This window comes from Priestia sp. JNUCC 25, from assembly GCF_053667915.1.
In genome coordinates this window covers 3,131,530-3,151,326 of sequence record NZ_CM132211.1, presented here as the reverse complement: position 1 = coordinate 3,151,326, position 19,797 = coordinate 3,131,530, and the positions used below count along the sequence as shown (strand labels likewise).

At 39.3% G+C, this 19,797-nt stretch carries 25 protein-coding genes and 1 pseudogene; 11 read left to right on the top strand and 15 right to left on the bottom strand.

Going from position 1 to position 19,797, the window contains the following annotated elements:
• Positions 1 to 8: 8 nt before the first annotated feature.
• Positions 9 to 377, bottom strand: coding sequence for a nuclear transport factor 2 family protein (locus tag JNUCC25_RS16255; RefSeq protein WP_013057936.1), 369 nt, complete (start codon positions 375 to 377; stop codon positions 9 to 11).
• A 303-nt stretch (positions 378 to 680) separates the two neighbouring features.
• On the opposite strand from JNUCC25_RS16255, the gene JNUCC25_RS16250 reads away from it, so the two are divergent.
• The 3 genes and pseudogenes from JNUCC25_RS16250 to JNUCC25_RS16240 form a co-directional block, all read left to right on the top strand.
• Positions 681 to 1,259: a TetR/AcrR family transcriptional regulator gene (locus JNUCC25_RS16250; protein ID WP_013057935.1), complete on the top strand. Its 579-nt coding sequence runs from the start codon at positions 681 to 683 to the stop codon at positions 1,257 to 1,259.
• A gap of 26 nt (positions 1,260 to 1,285) precedes the next feature.
• On the top strand, positions 1,286 to 4,435 hold the full coding sequence (locus tag JNUCC25_RS16245) for a bifunctional cytochrome P450/NADPH--P450 reductase (RefSeq protein ID WP_029322894.1): 3,150 nt from the start codon (positions 1,286 to 1,288) through the stop codon (positions 4,433 to 4,435).
• 138 nt (positions 4,436 to 4,573) lie between these two features.
• Positions 4,574 to 4,822: pseudogene (locus JNUCC25_RS16240) on the top strand (hypothetical protein); the annotation flags it as partial.
• Here the strand turns inward: JNUCC25_RS16240 and JNUCC25_RS16235 are convergent.
• Positions 4,725 to 5,684 carry a helix-turn-helix transcriptional regulator gene (locus JNUCC25_RS16235; RefSeq protein ID WP_029322892.1) on the bottom strand — a complete coding sequence of 320 codons (960 nt, stop codon included), beginning with the start codon at positions 5,682 to 5,684 and terminating at the stop codon, positions 4,725 to 4,727. The pseudogene JNUCC25_RS16240 and the gene JNUCC25_RS16235 overlap by 98 nt on opposite strands.
• Positions 5,685 to 5,774: 90 nt before the next feature.
• Between JNUCC25_RS16235 and JNUCC25_RS16230 the strand changes: the two genes are divergently transcribed.
• Together JNUCC25_RS16230 and JNUCC25_RS16225 are read left to right on the top strand one after the other, a co-directional pair.
• A complete protein-coding gene (locus tag JNUCC25_RS16230) occupies positions 5,775 to 6,293 on the top strand; it encodes a dihydrofolate reductase family protein (RefSeq protein WP_078081972.1) in 519 nt (172 codons plus the stop codon).
• 131 nt (positions 6,294 to 6,424) lie between these two features.
• Entirely contained in the window at positions 6,425 to 6,865 is a 441-nt protein-coding gene (locus JNUCC25_RS16225) for a cell wall hydrolase (RefSeq protein WP_013057931.1), read from the top strand.
• Between the two features lie 141 nt (positions 6,866 to 7,006).
• On the opposite strand, the gene JNUCC25_RS16220 is transcribed toward JNUCC25_RS16225, so the two are convergent.
• The 10 genes from JNUCC25_RS16220 to gvpA form a co-directional block, all read right to left on the bottom strand.
• A complete protein-coding gene (locus JNUCC25_RS16220) occupies positions 7,007 to 7,531 on the bottom strand; it encodes a hypothetical protein (RefSeq protein ID WP_078081971.1) in 525 nt (174 codons plus the stop codon).
• A 144-nt stretch (positions 7,532 to 7,675) separates the two neighbouring features.
• Positions 7,676 to 7,804 (bottom strand): hypothetical protein, encoded by a 129-nt coding sequence (locus JNUCC25_RS16215; protein WP_013057929.1) that lies wholly within the window; start codon positions 7,802 to 7,804, stop codon positions 7,676 to 7,678.
• A gap of 32 nt (positions 7,805 to 7,836) precedes the next feature.
• Positions 7,837 to 8,154, bottom strand: coding sequence for a gas vesicle protein (locus JNUCC25_RS16210; protein WP_013057928.1), 318 nt, complete (start codon positions 8,152 to 8,154; stop codon positions 7,837 to 7,839).
• 14 nt (positions 8,155 to 8,168) lie between these two features.
• On the bottom strand, positions 8,169 to 8,453 hold the full coding sequence (locus JNUCC25_RS16205; protein ID WP_013057927.1) for a gas vesicle protein K: 285 nt from the start codon (positions 8,451 to 8,453) through the stop codon (positions 8,169 to 8,171).
• Positions 8,443 to 8,694 carry a gas vesicle protein gene (locus JNUCC25_RS16200; protein WP_013057926.1) on the bottom strand — a complete coding sequence of 84 codons (252 nt, stop codon included), beginning with the start codon at positions 8,692 to 8,694 and terminating at the stop codon, positions 8,443 to 8,445. Before JNUCC25_RS16200 ends, JNUCC25_RS16205 begins: the two co-directional genes overlap by 11 nt.
• A complete protein-coding gene (locus tag JNUCC25_RS16195; protein ID WP_029322887.1) occupies positions 8,691 to 9,515 on the bottom strand; it encodes a GvpL/GvpF family gas vesicle protein in 825 nt (274 codons plus the stop codon). Before JNUCC25_RS16195 ends, JNUCC25_RS16200 begins: the two co-directional genes overlap by 4 nt.
• A gap of 9 nt (positions 9,516 to 9,524) precedes the next feature.
• Positions 9,525 to 9,782 (bottom strand): gas vesicle protein GvpG, encoded by a 258-nt coding sequence (locus tag JNUCC25_RS16190; protein ID WP_013057924.1) that lies wholly within the window; start codon positions 9,780 to 9,782, stop codon positions 9,525 to 9,527.
• Positions 9,779 to 10,549, bottom strand: a complete 771-nt coding sequence (locus JNUCC25_RS16185; protein WP_013057923.1) for a GvpL/GvpF family gas vesicle protein — start codon at positions 10,547 to 10,549, stop codon at positions 9,779 to 9,781. Before JNUCC25_RS16185 ends, JNUCC25_RS16190 begins: the two co-directional genes overlap by 4 nt.
• A 23-nt stretch (positions 10,550 to 10,572) precedes the next feature.
• Positions 10,573 to 10,836 carry a gas vesicle protein GvpO gene (locus JNUCC25_RS16180; protein WP_013057922.1) on the bottom strand — a complete coding sequence of 88 codons (264 nt, stop codon included), beginning with the start codon at positions 10,834 to 10,836 and terminating at the stop codon, positions 10,573 to 10,575.
• 23 nt (positions 10,837 to 10,859) lie between these two features.
• Positions 10,860 to 11,138: a gas vesicle structural protein GvpA gene (gvpA, locus tag JNUCC25_RS16175; RefSeq protein WP_013057921.1), complete on the bottom strand. Its 279-nt coding sequence runs from the start codon at positions 11,136 to 11,138 to the stop codon at positions 10,860 to 10,862.
• Between the two features lie 449 nt (positions 11,139 to 11,587).
• On the opposite strand from gvpA, the gene JNUCC25_RS16170 reads away from it, so the two are divergent.
• On the top strand, positions 11,588 to 12,412 hold the full coding sequence (locus tag JNUCC25_RS16170; RefSeq protein WP_029322886.1) for an SPL family radical SAM protein: 825 nt from the start codon (positions 11,588 to 11,590) through the stop codon (positions 12,410 to 12,412).
• A gap of 36 nt (positions 12,413 to 12,448) precedes the next feature.
• On the opposite strand, the gene JNUCC25_RS16165 is transcribed toward JNUCC25_RS16170, so the two are convergent.
• Together JNUCC25_RS16165 and JNUCC25_RS16160 are read right to left on the bottom strand one after the other, a co-directional pair.
• Positions 12,449 to 12,832, bottom strand: coding sequence for a nuclear transport factor 2 family protein (locus tag JNUCC25_RS16165; RefSeq protein ID WP_013057918.1), 384 nt, complete (start codon positions 12,830 to 12,832; stop codon positions 12,449 to 12,451).
• Positions 12,833 to 12,850: 18 nt separating this feature from the next.
• Positions 12,851 to 13,330 (bottom strand): RrF2 family transcriptional regulator, encoded by a 480-nt coding sequence (locus JNUCC25_RS16160; RefSeq protein ID WP_013057917.1) that lies wholly within the window; start codon positions 13,328 to 13,330, stop codon positions 12,851 to 12,853.
• 160 nt (positions 13,331 to 13,490) lie between these two features.
• On the opposite strand from JNUCC25_RS16160, the gene JNUCC25_RS16155 reads away from it, so the two are divergent.
• Positions 13,491 to 14,474, top strand: a complete 984-nt coding sequence (locus JNUCC25_RS16155; protein WP_029322882.1) for a LacI family DNA-binding transcriptional regulator — start codon at positions 13,491 to 13,493, stop codon at positions 14,472 to 14,474.
• Positions 14,475 to 14,746: 272 nt separating this feature from the next.
• Complete coding sequence (locus JNUCC25_RS16150; protein WP_454222137.1) at positions 14,747 to 15,430, top strand: TerC family protein; 684 nt, start codon at positions 14,747 to 14,749, stop codon at positions 15,428 to 15,430.
• A gap of 35 nt (positions 15,431 to 15,465) precedes the next feature.
• Here JNUCC25_RS16150 and JNUCC25_RS16145 read toward each other — a convergent pair whose 3' ends face one another.
• A complete protein-coding gene (locus tag JNUCC25_RS16145) occupies positions 15,466 to 16,017 on the bottom strand; it encodes a helix-turn-helix domain-containing protein (RefSeq protein WP_013057914.1) in 552 nt (183 codons plus the stop codon).
• Positions 16,018 to 16,112: 95 nt separating this feature from the next.
• On the opposite strand from JNUCC25_RS16145, the gene JNUCC25_RS16140 reads away from it, so the two are divergent.
• The 3 genes from JNUCC25_RS16140 to JNUCC25_RS16130 all read left to right on the top strand — a co-directional run bounded on the left by JNUCC25_RS16140 (position 16,113) and on the right by JNUCC25_RS16130 (position 19,516).
• On the top strand, positions 16,113 to 16,838 hold the full coding sequence (locus tag JNUCC25_RS16140) for an AzlC family ABC transporter permease (RefSeq protein ID WP_013057913.1): 726 nt from the start codon (positions 16,113 to 16,115) through the stop codon (positions 16,836 to 16,838).
• Positions 16,835 to 17,164 carry an AzlD domain-containing protein gene (locus tag JNUCC25_RS16135; protein WP_013057912.1) on the top strand — a complete coding sequence of 110 codons (330 nt, stop codon included), beginning with the start codon at positions 16,835 to 16,837 and terminating at the stop codon, positions 17,162 to 17,164. The genes JNUCC25_RS16140 and JNUCC25_RS16135 overlap by 4 nt, the downstream gene beginning before the upstream one ends.
• Before the next feature lie 453 nt (positions 17,165 to 17,617).
• Positions 17,618 to 19,516 (top strand): endonuclease MutS2, encoded by a 1,899-nt coding sequence (locus JNUCC25_RS16130; RefSeq protein ID WP_029322878.1) that lies wholly within the window; start codon positions 17,618 to 17,620, stop codon positions 19,514 to 19,516.
• Positions 19,517 to 19,797: the final 281 nt, after the last annotated feature.

The following is a 19,797-nucleotide window of genomic DNA, read 5'->3' as shown; positions in this document are numbered from 1 at the left end:
TGCGTTGATTATACGCTAGAACTGCAGTGACAAGAAACAACCTTTAATTTCCCTTCAACATCTTTCCAAACTCGCGTATAGCTGTATTCGCCTCCGATCGATTCACCGGTTGCCAGCGACCCATTTAACGCTATTTTTGTAACGGTAACGGCAAGTTCTTGAAACAGTTTAATTTCTTGTTCCAACACTTCGATGCCCGCTATATCAAGACTTTTTGAACGATGAGCATTTATATCTTGCTCTTTTGACACCCATTGCCCAAGGTGATTCACAAAAATAAGCTCATCTGAAAGTAATTCTTCTAATAGCTCTACGTTATTAGAAAGCATGGCTGAACGAAGCATTTCTTCGTATTCTATAACTCTTGCTTGGTTCATTTTTTATCCTCCTTTACGCCTTGTGTAACTCTTTTCTATTTCCACGTTGCTTTTCCTTTAAACTTCTGCTCTTAATAAAATGTGTTAATTTATGTTAATAGAGGGGATAAGTGGACTAATTTTCTGTAAGCACAAAAGATTCTGAAAGACTCGGTTAATTACCTTTAAATGGTATAAAATTAGAATGAAAGAACCTTTTCTTTCCACTTTTTCAGTTATCTTTTTACTATTAAGATGCAGTTTTTTATACTTGTAATTGTAGCGGAATGAACGTTCATTCCGTTTTTGGAAAGAGGTGATAAAGTGGAATCTACTCCAACAAAACAAAAAGCGATTTTTTCTGCTTCGCTTCTGCTGTTTGCAGAAAGAGGATTTGATGCAACAACGATGCCAATGATTGCAGAGAATGCCAAAGTAGGAGCAGGAACAATTTATCGCTACTTTAAAAATAAAGAAAGTCTTGTAAATGAATTATTTCAGCAGCATGTGAACGAGTTTTTACAGTGTATTGAAAGCGGTCTGGCAAACGAAAGAGATGGATACCGAGATGGGTTTCATCATATCTTTGAAGGTATGGTGGCATTTACTAAAAACCATCCTCGTGCTCTTGGATTTATTAAGACTCATAGCCAAGGAGCTTTTTTAACGGAAGAGAGCCGCTTAGCATATCAAAAGCTGGTGGAATTTGTTTGCACGTTCTTCAGAGAAGGACAAAAGCAAGGTGTGATTAGAAATCTTCCTGAAAATGCGCTAATTGCTATTTTATTTGGAAGTTTCATGGAAGTATATGAAATGATTGAAAATAACTATTTATCTTTAACTGATGAACTTCTTACCGGTGTAGAAGAGAGTCTGTGGGCAGCACTTAGCAGACAATCTTGAAACTTAACAAGTGAAAGAGGGATACGATGCCAATTAAAGAAATGCCTCAGCCAAAAACATTTGGAGAGCTTAAAAACTTACCGTTATTAAACACAGATAAACCGATTCAAACTTTGATGAAAATTGCGGATGAATTAGGAGAAATCTTTAAATTTGAAGCGCCTGGCCGCGTGACGCGCTACTTATCGAGTCAGCGTCTAATCAAAGAAGCATGCGATGAATCACGCTTTGATAAAAACTTAAGTCAAGCGCTTAAATTTGTGCGTGATTTTGCAGGAGACGGTTTATTTACAAGCTGGACCCACGAAAAAAACTGGAAAAAAGCCCATAACATCTTGCTTCCAAGCTTCAGCCAGCAAGCAATGAAAGGCTATCATGCGATGATGGTAGATATCGCTGTGCAGCTTATTCAAAAGTGGGAGCGTCTAAATACAGATGAGCATATTGAAGTACCGGAAGATATGACGCGTTTAACACTTGATACAATCGGTCTTTGCGGCTTCAACTATCGCTTTAACAGCTTTTACCGAGATCAGCCGCATCCGTTTATTACAAGTATGGTTCGTGCACTAGATGAAGCAATGAACAAGTTGCAGCGAGCAAATCCAGATGATCCAGCTTACGATGAAAATAAGCGCCAGTTTCAAGAAGATATCAAAGTGATGAACGACCTAGTAGATAAAATTATTGCAGACCGCAAAGCAAGCGGTGAACAAAGCGATGATTTGTTAACGCATATGCTAAACGGAAAAGATCCAGAAACAGGTGAGCCGCTTGATGACGAGAACATTCGCTATCAAATTATTACGTTCTTAATTGCGGGACATGAAACAACAAGCGGTCTTTTATCATTTGCGCTGTATTTCTTAGTGAAAAATCCACATGTATTACAAAAAGCAGCAGAAGAAGCAGCACGAGTTTTAGTAGATCCTGTGCCAAGCTACAAACAAGTCAAACAGCTTAAATATGTGGGCATGGTCTTAAATGAAGCGCTGCGCTTATGGCCAACGGCTCCTGCGTTTTCCCTATATGCAAAAGAAGATACGGTGCTTGGAGGAGAGTATCCTTTAGAAAAAGGTGATGAACTGATGGTTCTGATTCCTCAGCTTCACCGTGATAAAACAATTTGGGGAGACGATGTAGAGGAGTTTCGCCCAGAGCGTTTTGAAAACCCAAGCGCGATTCCACAGCATGCGTTTAAACCATTTGGAAACGGGCAGCGTGCGTGTATCGGTCAGCAGTTCGCTCTTCATGAAGCAACGCTTGTACTTGGTATGATGCTAAAACACTTTGATTTTGAAGATCATACAAACTACGAGCTGGATATTAAAGAAACTTTAACGTTAAAACCTGAAGGCTTTGTTGTAAAAGCAAAATCGAAACAAATTCCGCTTGGCGGCATTCCTTCACCAAGCCGAGAGCAGTCAGCTAAAAAAGAGCGCAAAACCGTAGAAAACGCTCATAATACGCCGCTTCTTGTGCTATACGGTTCAAATATGGGAACAGCCGAAGGAACGGCGCGTGATTTAGCGGATATTGCGATGAGCAAAGGATTCGCACCGCAAATCGCAACGCTTGATTCCCACGCAGGAAACCTTCCGCGTGAAGGAGCTGTTTTAATTGTAACGGCTTCTTATAACGGTCATCCTCCTGATAACGCAAAGGAATTTGTTGACTGGTTAGACCAAGCGTCTGCTGATGAAGTAAAAGGCGTGCGCTACTCCGTATTTGGATGCGGTGATAAAAACTGGGCGACAACGTATCAAAAAGTGCCTGCTTTTATTGATGAAACTCTTGCCGCTAAAGGGGCAGAAAACATAGCTGAACGCGGTGAAGCAGATGCAAGCGACGACTTTGAAGGCACATACGAAGAATGGCGTGAACACATGTGGAGTGACTTAGCAGCCTACTTTAACTTAGACATTGAAAACAGCGAAGAAAATGCGTCTACGCTTTCACTTCAATTTGTCGACAGCGCTGCGGACATGCCGCTTGCGAAAATGCACCGTGCGTTTTCAGCAAACGTCGTAGCAAGCAAAGAGCTTCAAAAGCCAGGCAGTGCACGAAGCACGCGTCATCTTGAAATTGAACTTCCAAAAGAAGCTTCTTATCAAGAAGGAGATCATTTAGGTGTTATTCCTCGCAACTATGAAGGAATAGTAAATCGTGTAGCAACAAGATTTGGTCTAGATGCATCACAGCAAATCCGTTTGGAAGCTGAAGAAGAAAAATTAGCTCATTTGCCACTCGGTAAAACAGTATCAGTAGAAGAGCTTCTGCAATACGTGGAGCTTCAAGATCCTGTTACGCGCACGCAGCTTCGCGCAATGGCTGCTAAAACAGTCTGCCCGCCGCATAAAGTAGAGCTTGAAGTCTTGCTTGAAAAGCAGGCGTACAAAGAACAAGTGCTGGCAAAACGTTTAACAATGCTTGAACTGCTTGAAAAATATCCGGCGTGTGAAATGGAATTCAGCGAATTTATCGCACTTCTTCCAAGCATGCGTCCGCGCTATTACTCAATTTCTTCATCACCTCGTGTCGATGAAAAACAAGCAAGCATCACGGTCAGCGTTGTTTCAGGAGAAGCGTGGAGCGGATACGGAGAATACAAAGGAATTGCATCGAACTATCTTGCCAATCTGCAAGAAGGAGACACGATTACGTGCTTTGTTTCCACACCGCAGTCAGGATTTACGCTGCCAAAAGGCCCTGAAACACCACTTATCATGGTAGGACCGGGAACAGGCGTCGCGCCGTTTAGAGGCTTTGTGCAGGCTCGCAAGCAGTTAAAAGAACAAGGACAGTCGCTTGGAGAAGCGCATTTATACTTTGGCTGCCGTTCACCTCATGAAGATTATCTGTATCAAAAAGAGCTTGAAAACGCCCAAAATGAAGGCATCATTACGCTTCATACCGCTTTTTCTCGCGTACCAAATCAGCCGAAAACATACGTTCAACACGTGATGGAACAAGACGGCAAGAAATTGATTGAACTTCTTGACCAAGGAGCGCACTTCTATATTTGCGGAGACGGAAGCCAAATGGCACCTGACGTTGAAGCAACGCTTATGAAAAGCTATGCTGAAGTTCACCAAGTGAGTGAAGCAGACGCTCGCTTATGGCTGCAGCAGCTAGAAGAAAAGGGCCGATACGCAAAAGACGTGTGGGCTGGGTAAATTAAAAAGAGGCTAGGATAAAAGTAGTTTAGTTGGTTGAAGGAAGATCCGAACGATGAGTCGTTCGGATTTTTTTATTGGTAGAGTGAACGTAGATTTCATTTATTTAGTGGCTTCTAGCGGTTGATTGGAGGGTAAGGCGAAGACTCCTGCAGGAAAAGCGGAACAGGTGAGACCCCGCAGGAGCACAAGCGACGAGGAGGCTCACCGGCCGCCCGCGGAAAGGGAAGTCTTGCACGGAAATCAACCGCGGTGTCTAAAGCGATCTATACGAATTCATTTCTTCCATTTATTCGTCTTTTGTCCCCGCCTCATTTTTATAGTGTCTTAGCGTTTCTTCTGCGTGATAGCAAATTTTTTCAATTAGCTCCTGAGGTTCTTCAATAAAAGCATGGGCCCCTAAGGTATAGAAAAAAGAAGCCATGTAGTTTAATTCATTTCCATCAGTTATTGTATCGATATAGCCATTCCCATCACGCGCCATCTTTACATGATTTTCAAGCCAAGGAACGCCTTTACACTGACGAACGCCTTCGTGCGTCAAGGTTACTTTTAACGAAATCGGCTGTGAGTTTACCGGTTCTGTTTCAAGCCATTCCTTTAACGTAAGAGACATATTTTCGTCTTTTTCTAAAACCTTTAACGAGTGAATACGATCCGCTCGAAATAATAACACTTTTTGCTTATCGCAGGAATAGGCAGGGCAGTACCATAAACCGTTATGAGCATAAATGCCAAGGGGTTTGACTTGTTTTCTTGTTTGACCGGTCTGTGAATCATAAAGAAATTCAACATATTTTCCTGCAAGGCTTGCTTCTAAAAGCTCTTTTAAATAAGGAGTGTCAAGGTTTCTTTTAGGATTCCAAAACGCAATATGAGCACTCATTTTATCTACTTTTTTCTTTGTTTCCTCAGACAGGTACACATAAAATTTTTGAAGAGCCGCATGAATTCCTGCATCAAACGGAAGGTCATGATAATACTGCAGAGCCTGATAAGCAAAAAAGATAGAGATAGCTTCTTCTTCCGTAAACAAAATAGGAGGGAGAATACGATTTTTTAGCACTCTGTAACCGCCGCTCCGTCCTTTTTCACTGTAAAGAGGCAGTCCTAATTCACTTAAGTCCAGTAAATAGCGTTGAACGGTCCGCACGGAAAGACCAAATTCCTCCGCTAGTTCTTTTGCCGTAAACGTTCTTTTTGTATTAATAAACATGAGCATATCAACAAGTCGTCTAGACTTAGCCATTTATTTTCACCTTTTTCTTTTAATATGACAAAAATTGTCGTATTAAGATGATATCATACAGAAACAGTAAAGTTGAAAGGAGAAAAGGAAATGAAGAAAAAAATCGTCGTATATATTGCGGCAAGCTTAGACGGGTATATTGCAAGAGAAAACGGAGAGATTGACTGGCTGGAAAGCGTAGAAGGAGAGGGAGACAACGGCTACGAAGCATTTTATCAAACGTGTGATGCGGTCGTTATGGGAAAGGCTACGTACGACCACGTGCTGAAGCTCATATCAAATTTTCCTTATCACGATAAAAAGTGCTACGTGTTTAGCCGCTCATCTCAAGGAAAAGATCAGTATGTAGAGTTTGTAAACGAAAGCGTGGCGTCATTTCTCAACAACCTCAATCAAGATACGAAAAAAATATGGCTAGTGGGAGGTGCTGATATTCTCGCTGATTTCTTAAAAGCAGAGAGGGTAGATGAATTTATCATATCAGTCATTCCCATTTTGCTCGGGGGTGGTATTCCGCTGTTTAAACGAGGAATTCCCGAAATAAACTTGAAGCTGACTCATATGAAGCAGTACGGGCAAATTGCTCAGCTTTATTACGAAAAAGAATAAGCTTTTCGTAATAAAAACTCTTTCTGTAGTGTCAGTGTGCTCATCGTGTATTTAACATACAGCTATTGTTATTTTAGGGACAGTGACATCAAGACTGGCTTTTTTTCATAGTATATTTTTGGGGTGAGAAAATGCCAAGAGTAAATTATCGAGATTCAGACGTTGCTTTAATGGCAAGAATGATGAGAGCAGAAGCTGAAGGCGAAGGAAAACAAGGAATGCTGTATGTTGGAAATGTCATTGTCAATCGCCTGAAAGCAAACTGTTTAGATTTCAAGAATTTAAGATCCGTTCCGCAAGTTATTTATCAGGTGCAGGGTGGCAACTATTCGTTTGAAGCTGTTCAAAAAGGAAATGTATTTTATCAAAGAGCAAGAAGTGTTGAAAAAAGGTTAGCCAAAAAGAATTTGGATTATTGGAGAGAACATCCGGGGAAATATGCCCTGTGGTACTTTAACCCATCCGCTCCATGCCCTCCAACCTGGTACGATCAACCTGCTTCTGGTCAATACAAAAATCATTGTTACTATGAGCCAAAACCCGGAACATGCGCTAGCGTTTATAACGGGTAGATAGCCTGGGAAATATGCTGCATTCTGAAGGTTGGGCCTCACATCCGAATCTTTAGCTGCAGGAGACAAGGTAGTCGTTCTTCATATAATAAGAGAAAGCCCTCTTTTAATAAAGGGGGCTTTTGGTAATTGGTTCATTCATCATTTTGCTTCAAATTTTATGTTTTTACCAGCAGCAAATTCCTCTTGATTCTTCGTTTTTGTATCCTTCAATACCCAAGACGTCTTGATCTTACCTGTTGCTAAAATTTCTTTAATTTGCTTATTGTTTAAGCCTTTCGTATAAAGGACAAATTCTCTTGCATAGATGTTTTTATTTTCTTGCTCTTCATCTGCACCGCTGCCAAACCAATATCTTATTTGCTGATCGTCTTTCATGTTATTAAAAGCTTGTTTATAATTAGGCAGCTTAACTTGAATATTCGACAGGTAATCCGTACCGCGTAATGTAAGAACCACATGCACTTTGCGAAAATCTTGTTTAGAGGGGCTTGTTAATTCGGATATTTCAACTTCACTAAATTCTTTTTTCGTCAGCGGTTTAACTGTAGTAGAAGCAGAAACTTGCGGGTCTGAGTGATTTGTCGTAACTTCTTCGGTACTGCAGGCGCTTAAAATGATCACCGTTAAAAGAGCATAAACGAACCCCACTGCTTTTTTATTCATGCACGTTCTCCTTTGTCATTAATAGATAATGGTACTCATTCGTCGTATTCATTGTATTTACCTCTATTTGTTCCAATGTCTTAATCAACGAAGAAAATCGTAAAAGTATAAAAAAAGAAATGCCGAGGCATTTCTTTTTTCGTTCTATGAGTCTGGATTAAGCGAAGTATGCGTATACTCCGGCATACGCTCTTCTTTTTCCGTTAGCTGAGTATCGGGGCTTTGCTGCTCTTGTGAAATAGGAGACAGCGTAGATTTTTGTTCATGATTCATGTTTGTTATTCCTCCTTATATAAAGTGAGCTGTTAATCAAGCGAAAGCAAATCATCTTGAATTCGCTGCGTTAAAGATGCCACTTGCTGCGTTAAACTGTCATTTTCCGCCTGGAGTTTTTGATAAGACTGATTTGCTTTTGAACATAGGTAAGGGTCTGTTTCCCACCAGTCCATGCCAATTTCTCTTGCTTTATCAATAGAAGCGACAAGCAGCCGGATTTTTATTGTTAAGAGTTCAACATCAGCAATTTGCACTTTAATATCTCCAGCAATGACAAGACCTTTATCTAATACTTTTTCCAATACTTCCACAATGGTGCCCAGCTGCCCGTTATGTTCCGCCGCCATTTTTTCACTCCTTGTTATAACACTTTTCCTAGGGGACCTAGATCAATATTTAAATCTTCATTTGTAAAGTTAAATACTGATTTTAGCTCCTCCATTTTGTTCTCTAACTTCATCAACGCCACGCCCAGGTCTTCGATTTGAGCGTCCGTCAGGTTTCCGCTGTCGACTCGGCGAATCGCATGTTTTTCAATGAGCTGCCGCAGTAATTCAATGACGGTTAAAACAAGCTGCGCTAGGCCTTGTTCAGCATTTTCCGCACTCAGCTCAATGCGACCGTTTCGTTTGAGGTTATTTTCCATTTCGCAACGCCTCCGTTTCCTGTTCAAGCTGCTGAGAAGAAATGATTTGACGATCATGAGAGCCTATCAGCGTTTCTACAGAAGAAATCAATACCCGCAAATCAAGATAGACTAAATCAATTCCGGCAATTGAAATCAATAAATCACCTTTAATGGCAATTCCTTTATCGAGGATCACATCTAATATATCAATGAGGGCGATGTCTTTTTGCTCGAGCGTTTGTTTTCGCAGCGATGTCATCCCGCATCTTTCTCCGAGCGCAGAGTGTCGATATGATAAGCAGGCCATGGTCCCGTTACTTCAATGTTCAGTCCCATTTTATTGTAAAACGTTTGCTTGTCGCTAATGGCTTTTAGAAACGATTCCACATTGTTCTTTGAAAGAAGGTAGATGCTGTTCCAGCACATGCTGTAGCTCTCGCCGGTTATTTTTTGACTCCAGTTATTTTTGATTTTATGATAAGCGGCGTAAGGACTTATCTCACTGTGCAAGTGATCACAAAGCGAAAGCTGTTCTTTTTCTGTTTCTTCTTCAATCAGCCTTTCTATCTTTTTACGTTCGAAAAACTGCCTGCCCGGAGGCAACGTAGTTATTTCTTCTTTTTTCTCTTGGATAGTTTCATTATGGGTTAGCAGATAGTTCTTTAAAGAATTCGTATGGGCATACACTTTTATATTCCATTCTTCAGATCTTTTTAAAAGTTGAAGAGAAGAGAGGGTTTTTTCTTTGTTATTGACAATACTTTCTCGACAGCTTTCCTTGCTTTTGTAGACCGTACAAAATTTCATGGGAAGAAGCGTGTAGTGACTTTGTAAGAAAAGAAGAGTCTCATGGTGATGCATGGCTTTGTCCTGCAGCCATTTCATATCGTGCTCGATCTTTTCTTTCAGCATTTCTTCCGAATACTCATCGCTTGGCAAGTCGCATACAAATGCGGTAATGTCATCAAAGTAAAGAGCATAGATAGGGTTGTTCTGATCCATGCCTTCAAGTGAAGGAAAGGGCATTTCCTTAGCTTCTTCGGTTGGAACTAGACCATATAAATAAATGAGCTTTTCCATCTTTTAACCTCACTTTTGTTTCTTCGTCATTGATTCCCATTTTTTTAATTCATATTCTTTTGCTGCTTCATACCTCAGCAGCAGTTCTTTTTCTTTTTCCATATATGCATCTTCTGGTATTTCTCCAAGCTCATACATCATTTGAAGATGAACGATTTTTTGCTGAATAAAAGAGACATCGTACAGTTCTTTATCCGCTTCTTCGTTGATTTTCTGTCCGACTTTTACAATGAGCGTAACTGGAGACAGCAGCAGTTTATGAATCATACATTCTCTTCTACTTTTAGTTGAATATTAATAAAGTTATAAGCAGCCCACGGTCCGGAATATTTAAAATCGGCTTTGTGCTTCCATTTTTCATACAGGTCATTTACACGTTCATCAAACGCTGCTTCTTTTTCTCGGTCAATTAAAAAAGAAGCGTTCAAAAGCATCGTTTCGACAATAGGAGGGTTGAGTCTCGACGCTTCAGCTATCGGTTCTAAATGTTGATACAGCTCTTTTTTACAGTCGTGCTGAAGCTTTAAAAAGAATTTCTGAGCTGTTTCTCCGTGCGCAATTTGTTTATAAAAATCAGCACTGGCAGAACGCGGGTTTCGTACTTGCTGCAAAGAAGAATCTTGATTCACTTTTTGTTTCAGCCAGTCCGGTTTCCCAATTACTTTTAGTCCGACTTCTATTTTTCCTTTTAACTGTGGGAAAAGGGAGGCGAACTGTGGATATAAGTTTTCTAACAGCATTTCAACATCTTGTTGACTATGAAACACGTTGCCAAAGCTGATTGGAATAACCGAATCATGCTCATTCATTACTTTGGAAATCACCTGCTGGTGCGCTGTGACGTTCTCTTTTGTAGGATGATAAATTTTAAGAGGAAAGGCAGCGGCCACTATAGCTGCATCTCGGTAATGAATGGTAAAAGTAGCTCTTTCCTGATGATCAATCGTGACGCTGCCAAACGTATGCGCCTCGGTGGCGGGAATACTGCAAAAAATATAAATGCCCGTTTCTTCACTCATCGATTTCTGTTTCATTCCTTTCCATTAAAATAATCAGCTTACTTCTCTGCTGGAGAGCTTCGATAGCGCAGGCTGGTGCGTGAAAAAGACGTAATGTTATGCTGCTTATTGACCAGCACTTCATAGATACCAAGCAGTTCATCTTTTGCATAGCGCCTCATATACTCCTGTTCTTCAAATGCTTCAAGTGTTATTTTCCATCCTCCATTTTGAATCGATTCATACGAAATAATTCGGTGAGGAGGAGCAACGTGTTCTTTAAAAAAATCAGTCACGGATTCCATGATTTCGGCTACTTTCACTTCTCAAATCCACCTTTATGAGTTTATAAATCTAAATCTTGTAAAAGGTTTAGCTGTTCAAGTTTTTTTCCGCCGTTATTCGAAGAAAGAAAATCTTCTCTTTCATTATGAAGCAGCCGAACTGCCTCAGCATACCTCAGCCATGTGTCCACACTGGCAATAACGATTCGAGCTTCGATGGTAATTAATTCAATACCAATAACGGAAATACGAGCGAATACGTCAATTACGACGCCTTTATCTAAGATGCGGTCAACTACTTCAGCTAGACTAGAACAATCGTTTGATTTGTTAATCGTCATGATGAAATTCCTCTCATGTTGCATAGTAAAATATATACGTTTGCTAATCTTGCTATTAATGTGCGTGATATTGTTAAAAATATACAAATAAAACGCGCATAAATTAAAAAATAGTATAAAATACCATGATTATTTTTGTTTAGATACGGGTAGAGTTAAGTACATTACTTTTATCCATTGATGAATGAAAACACATACATAAAACACATACATAAAACACAAAAGGAGTGGAGAAAGATGAGAAAAGAAGAGCAGCCGGTATTATCTGATTTTATTGAAAAGGACCAATTTGAGTTAAATTCATATTTAACTTCTTTATTTGAAACGACAAGTGAAAAGGAAGAAAAAAACGGTTGATAAGCTGAGAGTGTATAGGGCTACTTTCCATGCGGAAAGTAGTTTTTTCATTTGTGAACTTGATATACTGATTGGATAAAGAGGTGAGAAAGGTGAACGAAAGAGACGTGGTTTCGAGAAGTATTTTAACAAAAGCGACGGGCTTTTTGGCATCTGGTTATACTCATAGTTTAAATCCGTATGCTGGATGTGCATTTTCCTGCAAATTTTGCTACGTGCGAGAACTGCCAATTCAGCGTTTTAAAGAGATGGAGTGGGGGACATGGCTAGAGCTTAAAGTCAACGCAGCTGAAGTCTATCAAAAAGAAATACAAAAACTGCGAAAAAAAGGGCAGCCGGTGCGCATCTTTATGTCTTCAGCGACAGATCCCTATCAGCCTGCTGAGCGTAAAGCAGGCATCACACGTGCCCTTTTAGAAACGATGATCAATCATCCGCCTGATTTTTTATTGATTCAAACAAGGTCGCCCCTTGTGACGAGGGATATTGATTTGCTTTTACAGCTTCAAAAAGTATGTGATCTTCGCGTATCGATGACTGTTGAAACGGACCGAGAAGATGTAAAACAAATTTTTTCTCCTTATGCTCCGGGGATGAAACTTCGTATGAACGCGTTAAAAAAAGTAAAAGAAAGCGGAATTTCAACGCAAGTAACCATTGCTCCAATGCTTCCTTTCACGCCTGAATTTCCTAAAAAAATAGAAGGAATGATGGACCGAATTTGCATTGATACCTTGTACTTAGGAGACGGTTCCTTAGGTAAAACGTCTAAAAGGCTAGGGATGCCTGAATTATTTGAGAAGTACGGTTTCCTAGACTGGTATGACAAAGACATTCATATCAAAGCCATTCGTTATTTTGAAAAATTTTATCCTTCTTCAATGATTTATCTTTCTCAAGAGGGATTTGCCCCATAAAAAAAGAAGGGCTAGAAGAACCCTTCTTTTTTTATATTAGTTTTTATACGTATCAAACATGTTCGTATCGTCAGGTACGTTTTCTAAATAGCTGATTTTCCCGTTTTCATCTAGCTTAGCAATATCTTTTCCCGTTTGAGTAAAGACGCTGCCAGATGCACGTTTACCGCATACTGCCCAAGGCGTTTCAAACTTATCTGTACCTTCAACTGCTTTCCAGCCTTCGAACATATGCTTAATATCAGCATTTTCTTTAAACACCATTTTCACAAACAGCTTCCAGTTTTCAATGCCTTGCTTTTCGTGGCCGTTTAAGACAAATACGATATCTTCTGAAAAAAGCCCCACTAATTCTTCAAATGCTTGTTCGCTTGTACGTGATTGATCGAATAAATCAAAATATCTATTTAAGTTTTCCATGATGATCTCCTTTGGGTGCTACAGCACCATTTTTTCTTCTACTGTTGCTTTTAGCATGTCCAGGTTTTCTTTTGGACATTTTTTGTGAATTTCATTTGTGAGCGTAGCAATGGTTTGCCGTTTTAAGATAGACTGCCACGAAGATTCGGCTTCTTCCATTAAATCGGATAATAAGCAAATATCTTTGTCTTTTAAGTTAAGCATATCGTGAAAAATACCGCTTGATGAGTAAAGAGACTGCTTACCTTCAATGGCTACGTATACGTCATAAATACGAATTTCTTCCGGCGTTTTCTTTAAGCGAAATCCACCTTTGCTACCAGGAACGGAAGCAAGTAAATCAGCGCTAACCAGCTTGCGAAGAAGCTTTTGGAAATACGTAGGCGAACCACCAAGCTGAGTGCTGATGACATCTCCTGGCAACACAGCTTTTTCAGGTAAAAACGTAAGCAGCAAAATGGCATACACCGATTGCTCAACGCCTGTTTTCATGTGCAAAAACATCATCTCCTGCTTTATGTGTACAAAGTGGATAATGATTATCCACTTTTAAGTTATCATACCGCTTATGAATCAAAAAGTAAAGCAGTTACTTAATATGCACGCGATATTCGTGTATACTGTGAAAGAAGCAGCAACAAAATACGGAGATGAGAGAATGACAACTATTGCAGATATCGCTCAGCTTGCAGGAGTAGCAAAAAGCACTGTATCCCGCTACCTTAACGGAGGGTCTGTGAGCGATGCGACGAAACGAAAAATCGAAGAGATTATTAAAGAAACAAACTATAGCCCAAATGCGTTTGCTCAAAGCTTAAAAGCGAAAAAAACAAATATCATTGGCGTAATTGTTCCGCGCATGGGTTCTTTTGCGACTTCCCGCACATTAGATGGTATTGACCAAGAACTTAGAGACCACCACTATCAAATGATTATTTCCAATTCTAATCAAGATTTAGAAAGAGAAGTCGAAAATATCTATACGCTGGCTAAGCAGAAGGTAGCAGGTATTATTCTTCTTGCCGTTCAAATCACAAAAGCTCATTTGGAAGCGTTCCGCACAATTTCAATTCCCGTTTTGCTAATTGGACAGCAGCATGAAGAAGTCCACAGTTTAATTCACCAAGACTACGAGGCTGCATGCGACATTGGAAAGTACATAGGGGAAAAAGGGCATAAAAAAATCGCTTTTTTAGGCGTAACCGAAAAAGACATAGCTGTAGGTGTAAAGCGAAAAGAAGGCTTAAAGCAAGGTCTTAAAGACAGAGATTGCGAGATCCGCTGTTATCAAACAAGCTTTAACATGAGCGATGCAATCGGGGCCGCTACGGCTGTGATGAAAGAATTTAATCCGTCCATTATTGTATGTGCGACCGATAACATTGCGCTTGGTACGTTAAAGGCAGCTTATTTAAACGGACTGCGCGTTCCTGAAGATGTATCCATTACCGGCTTTGGAGGCTATGAAATTACAGGTGTGATTCATCCCAGCTTAACAACCGTAAAATATTACTATAAAGAAGCGGGACAAATGGGGGCACAGCGAATCATTAAGCTAGTTAACGGAGAAGAAGTCGAAAAGCTTACGCTTTCGAACTATGAATTAATTGAAAGAGAGAGCGTTGATAATCGTTTTACATAAAAAACGATTGACAGAATGTAGGAGATGCTATAGTATAAGTGGTGTAAATACAAACAAATAATTGAACGTATCTCCTAAAGGGGAGTAGCTTTAACAGCAAAGTCGTCATTACAGAGATTATCTCTCGGCTTTGTTGGCGACATTATGTTGTTAGCAAGACCTTTACCGCTTATTTGGTAAGGGTCTTTTTTGTATTCAATTATAAAAAGGGAGGAAAAGGCTCGGACATTTAAAGGAGAAACGTTACATAAAAAGAGAAGGTGGAGGTAACTATGGAGGAACTAATTGGCGTATCAGTGCAAGGTTTGCTGCAAATTATTTTTCTTGATTTAATTTTAAGCGGGGATAACGCAATTGTTATTGCAATGGCGGCTCGTAACGTACCAAAAAATTTACAAAAAAGAGCGATTTTAATTGGAACAGGCGGCGCGATTGGTCTTCGATTATTATTTGCGGCTATTATTGTCCCTTTATTGAAAATACCATTAATCGGAGCGGTCGGCGGTTTGATGCTAGTGTGGATTGCATATAAATTATTAGCGGACAATCACGATCACGGTGACAATCCTCAAGGTGGAGCAACGGTATGGAGCGCGGTTAAAACCATCATTATCGCAGATGCGGTCATGTCATTAGATAACGTATTAGCTCTAGCAGGTGTAGCTCACGAATTTGTCCCGATTATGATTGGTGTATTAATTTCAATTCCGATTATTATTTGGGGAAGTAGCTTTATTATGAAAGCAATGGAAAAATTTTCGATTATCATTTACGCTGGAGCAGCGATGCTTGCATGGTCTGCTGGAAAAATGATTGTGGAAGATAAAATTATCGGCGGATTTGTTCCAACTACAGCCTTACATCTCGCTGTTCAAGTTATCTTAACCATTGCAGTTGTAGGCATTGGGTACATGAAAAACAAAAAAATGAAAAAAGAACAAGCCCACGCAGCTTAAAAAAAGAGCGTACGGATCATCCGTACGCTCTTTTTTTATGATTCGGGGTAGTGCATAAGTAAAAAAAAGCTTGCTTCTTCTTCAGAAGAATTGATATAGCTGTGAGAGGTATTTCCTGAAAAATGCAGAGCGTCTCCCGAGACTAATTCATGTTCTTCATTTTCAAAACGAACCGTTAATTCGCCTTCTTTAATAAGTAAGTATTCATCTCCTAAATGAGTTTTCGCTTCGTGCACGCATCCGGGCTTTAATGTGACGATGTAAATTTCAAACTTTTTTTCCGGATGATAAGGAAAAAAAGAATACACTAAGTAATCACCTTTGTTGTCCGTGATGGGATCTAGCTGTTTTATGCTTACTTTCTGCACATCCGGGGTGTCTTCTTTCATAAATACAGAAAAAGAGACTTGAAGGCCGTTGGCGATTTTCCAAAGCGTGGTAACCGTGGGACTGGATTTACCTTTTTCAATTTGTGCAAGCATTGCTTTACTAACACCCGTTAATTCGGAAACTTGATCAAGCGTCAAATTTCGATTTTTTCGTAATTTAACAAGATTTTTAGCAATAATATCTTGAATCGCGTCCATTGTTGTACTCCTTTAATTATTATAAAGATAGTATAACATACTGTTGTTTAATATAACGTATAGATGTATAATATAGCAGAAAAGGAGGGAGTACGGTGATTGCAGAAAAAGCAGTACAGCAAAGAGAAAAAGTGGACTTAACGTTCAGACAAGGGGCTAAGGATTGTATCCCTACGCTACTCGGTTACATAAGCATAGGGCTTGCTGCCGGGATCGTTGGAGTGTCCTCGCATCTTTCCATTATGGAAGTTACTTTATTATCAGCGCTCGTGTATGCCGGGGCAGCACAGTTTATTATTTGTGCACTGATGGTTGCGAACAGCTCGATTTCAGCTATTATTCTCACAACATTTATCGTTAACTTAAGACACTTTCTTTTGAGCGCTACGATCGCGCCTGAATTTACAAAATATTCGTTATTAAAAAACGTCGGAATTGGAGCCCTTCTAACGGACGAATCATTTGGGGTGTCTTCCAGTAAAATTGCAAAAGGTGAGCCAATTAATGACCGCTGGATGAATGGATTAAATATAACGGCTTACGTCAGCTGGATTATCGCCTGTACGACAGGAGCTATTTTTGGCCATATGCTATCTAACCCGGAAGCCTTTGGGTTTGATTTTGCCTTAACAGCTATGTTTTTAGCTCTGCTTGTTTTACAAATCGAAAGCGTGTTACCTTCAAAGCTTAATCATTACTTACGTTTAATTCTTTATATGGCGATTATTATGATTGTGCTGTCTTTTTTCGTACCTTCACATGTGGCTGTATTAATTTCAACGATTATTGTAGCGACAATTGGGGTGGTGACGGATAAATGAGTATCCACTACCCAACACTCATCATTATTTTAGGGTGTGCCCTTGTTACCGTAGTTCCTCGCATTGTTCCGTTTTTAGTTGTACGTAACATCGCGCTGCCAGAACCCGTATTAAAATGGCTATCCTATATTCCTATTTGTATTTTAACCGCACTTGTTGTAGAAAATTTTATCATTCAAGCAAATGACAGCGTAAAGATTAACTGGCCCGTCATTATCGTAGTCATTCCAACCTTACTGATTGCCCTGAAAACCAAAAGCTTATCCATCACCGTTATTAGCGGAGTTGGAATGATGGCGCTGCTTCGTTTTTTTCTTTGGTCATGAAAGCTCAAGTTATGCTCTTGAGCTTTTTTACTGTCTCCTTTACGTACGCTTTTTCATATAGTATGATAAGAGTGTAAATTAGAAGCCAATGAAAACAAAAATATAAATGAGGTGCTTTTATGAGCGGAGTAGTATCTAAATAGGAAAAATTAAATGAAATAAATTGAATAAGTAAGATGGGTATTTTTTAAAAAAATAAGGTACCCTTTGTTTGCTTATGAATTTATTTCACTGCCTATGAAGATACCTACAATGCTTTATAAAGGGTTCGGCATTTGTCGTCAGGGAGGCGTCTGTTTTTACAGAGCTTTCTTTTGTGATATGTGCCCTAGACGCCTGATTAACGCAAAAAGCTGTGGGATCACCACAGCTTTTTTTGTTTACCTTTTTCATTGCCTTCTAATAAATAGGTATCTTCATATGTGATGACAAATCATAGTGAGGAGAAAAACCATGAATACGATGACATTTGAAAAATTGCAGTATCATGAATTAAAAAAAATCGTAAAATCTCACTGCGTAAGTGAGCTGGGAAAACAATTAATGGATAAACTTCAGCCGAGCACATCTCTTAAAACAGTAAAAAACCGACTTAAAGAAACAACGGAAGCACGAAGACTTCTAGATGCTGAGAAATCACTTCCGCTATCAGGTGTCTCAGGTATAGGAAGAGTCATCGAAAAGCTTGAAAAAGGCATGATTTTAGAGCCCGAAGAGCTAATGCGCGTATCCGATTTTTTAAAAGGCTGCAGAAAAGTAAAACAATATATGGTGGATAAAGAATTTTTTGCTTCGCTCTTAAGTTCCTATGCCCATTCGATGAAAGAACTGACAAGTATAGAAGAGGAAATTAATTTTGCGATCAAGGCTGGAAAAGTAGACGCTGCGGCAAGCAAAGAGCTCAAGCGTATCAGAAGACATATAGAAGGAACGGAAGCTAAGATTTCAGAACAGCTTGCGAAATTTTTACGAAACAGTAAAAACAAAGAGTATATTCAAGACTTTTTTATCAGTAAAAAAGGAGACCGCTATACGATTCCGATTAAGGCCTCCTATAAAAATCACGTTGGAGGAACAATTGTTGAAACATCCTCTAAAGGGTCAACAGTGTTCATAGAGCCGGCATCTATTACAAAGCTGAATGCGGAACTAGCGATTTTGAAAGCAGAAGAAGAGGTAGAAGAATATCAAATTTTAGCGTCTTTAACAGGTTTAGTGTTAGAGAAGCTAGCTGATATTCATATTAATTTAGAGCTAATTAGCCAATACGACATGGTGTTTGCCAAAGCAAAATACAGTAAACAGGCAGACGGAATCGAACCTAAAATTAATGATTATGGATATATTCATTTAAAAGGCGCATATCACCCGCTGTTAACTGGTGAAATTGTTCCGCTTCACTTCGAAATTGGCGAGAATTATCGAAGCTTAATTATTACGGGACCTAACGCAGGAGGAAAAACCGTTGTCTTAAAAACGATTGGGCTACTGACACTCGCTACAATGTTAGGATTTCATATTACAGCTGATGAAGGAACAGAAATTGCATTGTTTGAGCATGTTTTTGTCGATATCGGCGACAACCAAAGTATTGAAAATGCGCTGAGTACCTTTTCCTCACACATGAAAAATATATCGGCTATTTTGCAAAAAGCAACAAACAATACGCTGCTCCTATTCGATGAAATTGGCAGCGGCACCGAACCGAATGAAGGAGCTGCACTTGCGATTGCGATTTTAGAAAAGTTTTATCATATGGGCTGCATAACGGTCGCGACTACGCATTACGGAGAAATTAAGCGTTTCTCAGAAATTCATCCTGACTTTATGAATGCCGCAATGCAGTTCAACAGTAAAACATTAGAACCGCTGTATCAACTGTTAATTGGAACATCTGGAGAAAGCAATGCGCTTTGGATTTCAAAGAAGATGAAGGTAGAAGAAAAGATTTTACAAAAAGCAAAGTTTTATATGGAAAGCAAATCGTATGATACAGAAGTCGTCAGAGAAAATAAAATAAAAAAACCAACTATTTTGAAGGAAAAGAAAAAAGACCGTGTTGAATACCAAATGGGAGATCGAGTCAAACTGTTAGATTATGAAAATCATGCGATTGTTTATAAGTCTAAAGACAACACAAACAATATAGTCGTACTCTATCAGAAGGAGTTAATTGAAGTAAACGTTAAGCGAGTAGCTCTTGAAATCAAAGCTGCTGAATTATATCCCGAAGGCTATGACCTCGATTCGTTATTTATTAGCTATAAAGATCGAAAAGAGCAGCATGATCTGCAGCGAGGATCAAAAAAAGCATTGCGGAAAATTGAAAAAGATATACGCGAAAATAGATAAAGCAGAAACCCATCACTTATAAGAAAGTGGTGGGTTTTGTTTTTATGTAGCTTCTCAAAACTACATAGAACAGATCTCCAAATAAATCTTAAAAGAATTTACATCACTTTTATAGTTGTTTATTGTTGTGGTTTTTTTGTTGTTTTAACGTGTTATAATATGAAATAGTTATAAAAACAACATAAACAACAACAATCAACATCTAAAACACTTTCATTTTGTTAAGTGTAAAAAACAGCCTCAGATATAAGTGCACTCATTATTTTTACCGCTTTCGCCCA

Bases quoted from the DNA above. Each gene is read 5' to 3' on its own strand.
- JNUCC25_RS16255 (WP_013057936.1), bottom strand. From the start codon at position 377: ATGAACCAAGCAAGAGTTATAGAATACGAAGAAATGCTTCGTTCAGCC.
- JNUCC25_RS16245 (WP_029322894.1), top strand. From the start codon at position 1,286: ATGCCAATTAAAGAAATGCCTCAGCCAAAAACATTTGGAGAGCTTAAA.
- JNUCC25_RS16235 (WP_029322892.1), bottom strand. From the start codon at position 5,684: ATGGCTAAGTCTAGACGACTTGTTGATATGCTCATGTTTATTAATACA.
- JNUCC25_RS16230 (WP_078081972.1), top strand. From the start codon at position 5,775: ATGAAGAAAAAAATCGTCGTATATATTGCGGCAAGCTTAGACGGGTAT.
- JNUCC25_RS16225 (WP_013057931.1), top strand. From the start codon at position 6,425: ATGCCAAGAGTAAATTATCGAGATTCAGACGTTGCTTTAATGGCAAGA.
- JNUCC25_RS16220 (WP_078081971.1), bottom strand. From the start codon at position 7,531: ATGAATAAAAAAGCAGTGGGGTTCGTTTATGCTCTTTTAACGGTGATC.
- JNUCC25_RS16215 (WP_013057929.1), bottom strand. From the start codon at position 7,804: ATGAATCATGAACAAAAATCTACGCTGTCTCCTATTTCACAAGAGCAG.
- JNUCC25_RS16210 (WP_013057928.1), bottom strand. From the start codon at position 8,154: ATGGCGGCGGAACATAACGGGCAGCTGGGCACCATTGTGGAAGTATTG.
- JNUCC25_RS16205 (WP_013057927.1), bottom strand. From the start codon at position 8,453: ATGGAAAATAACCTCAAACGAAACGGTCGCATTGAGCTGAGTGCGGAA.
- JNUCC25_RS16200 (WP_013057926.1), bottom strand. From the start codon at position 8,694: ATGACATCGCTGCGAAAACAAACGCTCGAGCAAAAAGACATCGCCCTC.
- JNUCC25_RS16195 (WP_029322887.1), bottom strand. From the start codon at position 9,515: ATGGAAAAGCTCATTTATTTATATGGTCTAGTTCCAACCGAAGAAGCT.
- JNUCC25_RS16190 (WP_013057924.1), bottom strand. From the start codon at position 9,782: ATGATTCATAAACTGCTGCTGTCTCCAGTTACGCTCATTGTAAAAGTC.
- JNUCC25_RS16185 (WP_013057923.1), bottom strand. From the start codon at position 10,549: ATGAAACAGAAATCGATGAGTGAAGAAACGGGCATTTATATTTTTTGC.
- gvpA (WP_013057921.1), bottom strand. From the start codon at position 11,138: ATGACGATTAACAAATCAAACGATTGTTCTAGTCTAGCTGAAGTAGTT.
- JNUCC25_RS16165 (WP_013057918.1), bottom strand. From the start codon at position 12,832: ATGGAAAACTTAAATAGATATTTTGATTTATTCGATCAATCACGTACA.
- JNUCC25_RS16155 (WP_029322882.1), top strand. From the start codon at position 13,491: ATGACAACTATTGCAGATATCGCTCAGCTTGCAGGAGTAGCAAAAAGC.
- JNUCC25_RS16150 (WP_454222137.1), top strand. From the start codon at position 14,747: ATGGAGGAACTAATTGGCGTATCAGTGCAAGGTTTGCTGCAAATTATT.
- JNUCC25_RS16145 (WP_013057914.1), bottom strand. From the start codon at position 16,017: ATGGACGCGATTCAAGATATTATTGCTAAAAATCTTGTTAAATTACGA.
- JNUCC25_RS16135 (WP_013057912.1), top strand. From the start codon at position 16,835: ATGAGTATCCACTACCCAACACTCATCATTATTTTAGGGTGTGCCCTT.
- JNUCC25_RS16130 (WP_029322878.1), top strand. From the start codon at position 17,618: ATGAATACGATGACATTTGAAAAATTGCAGTATCATGAATTAAAAAAA.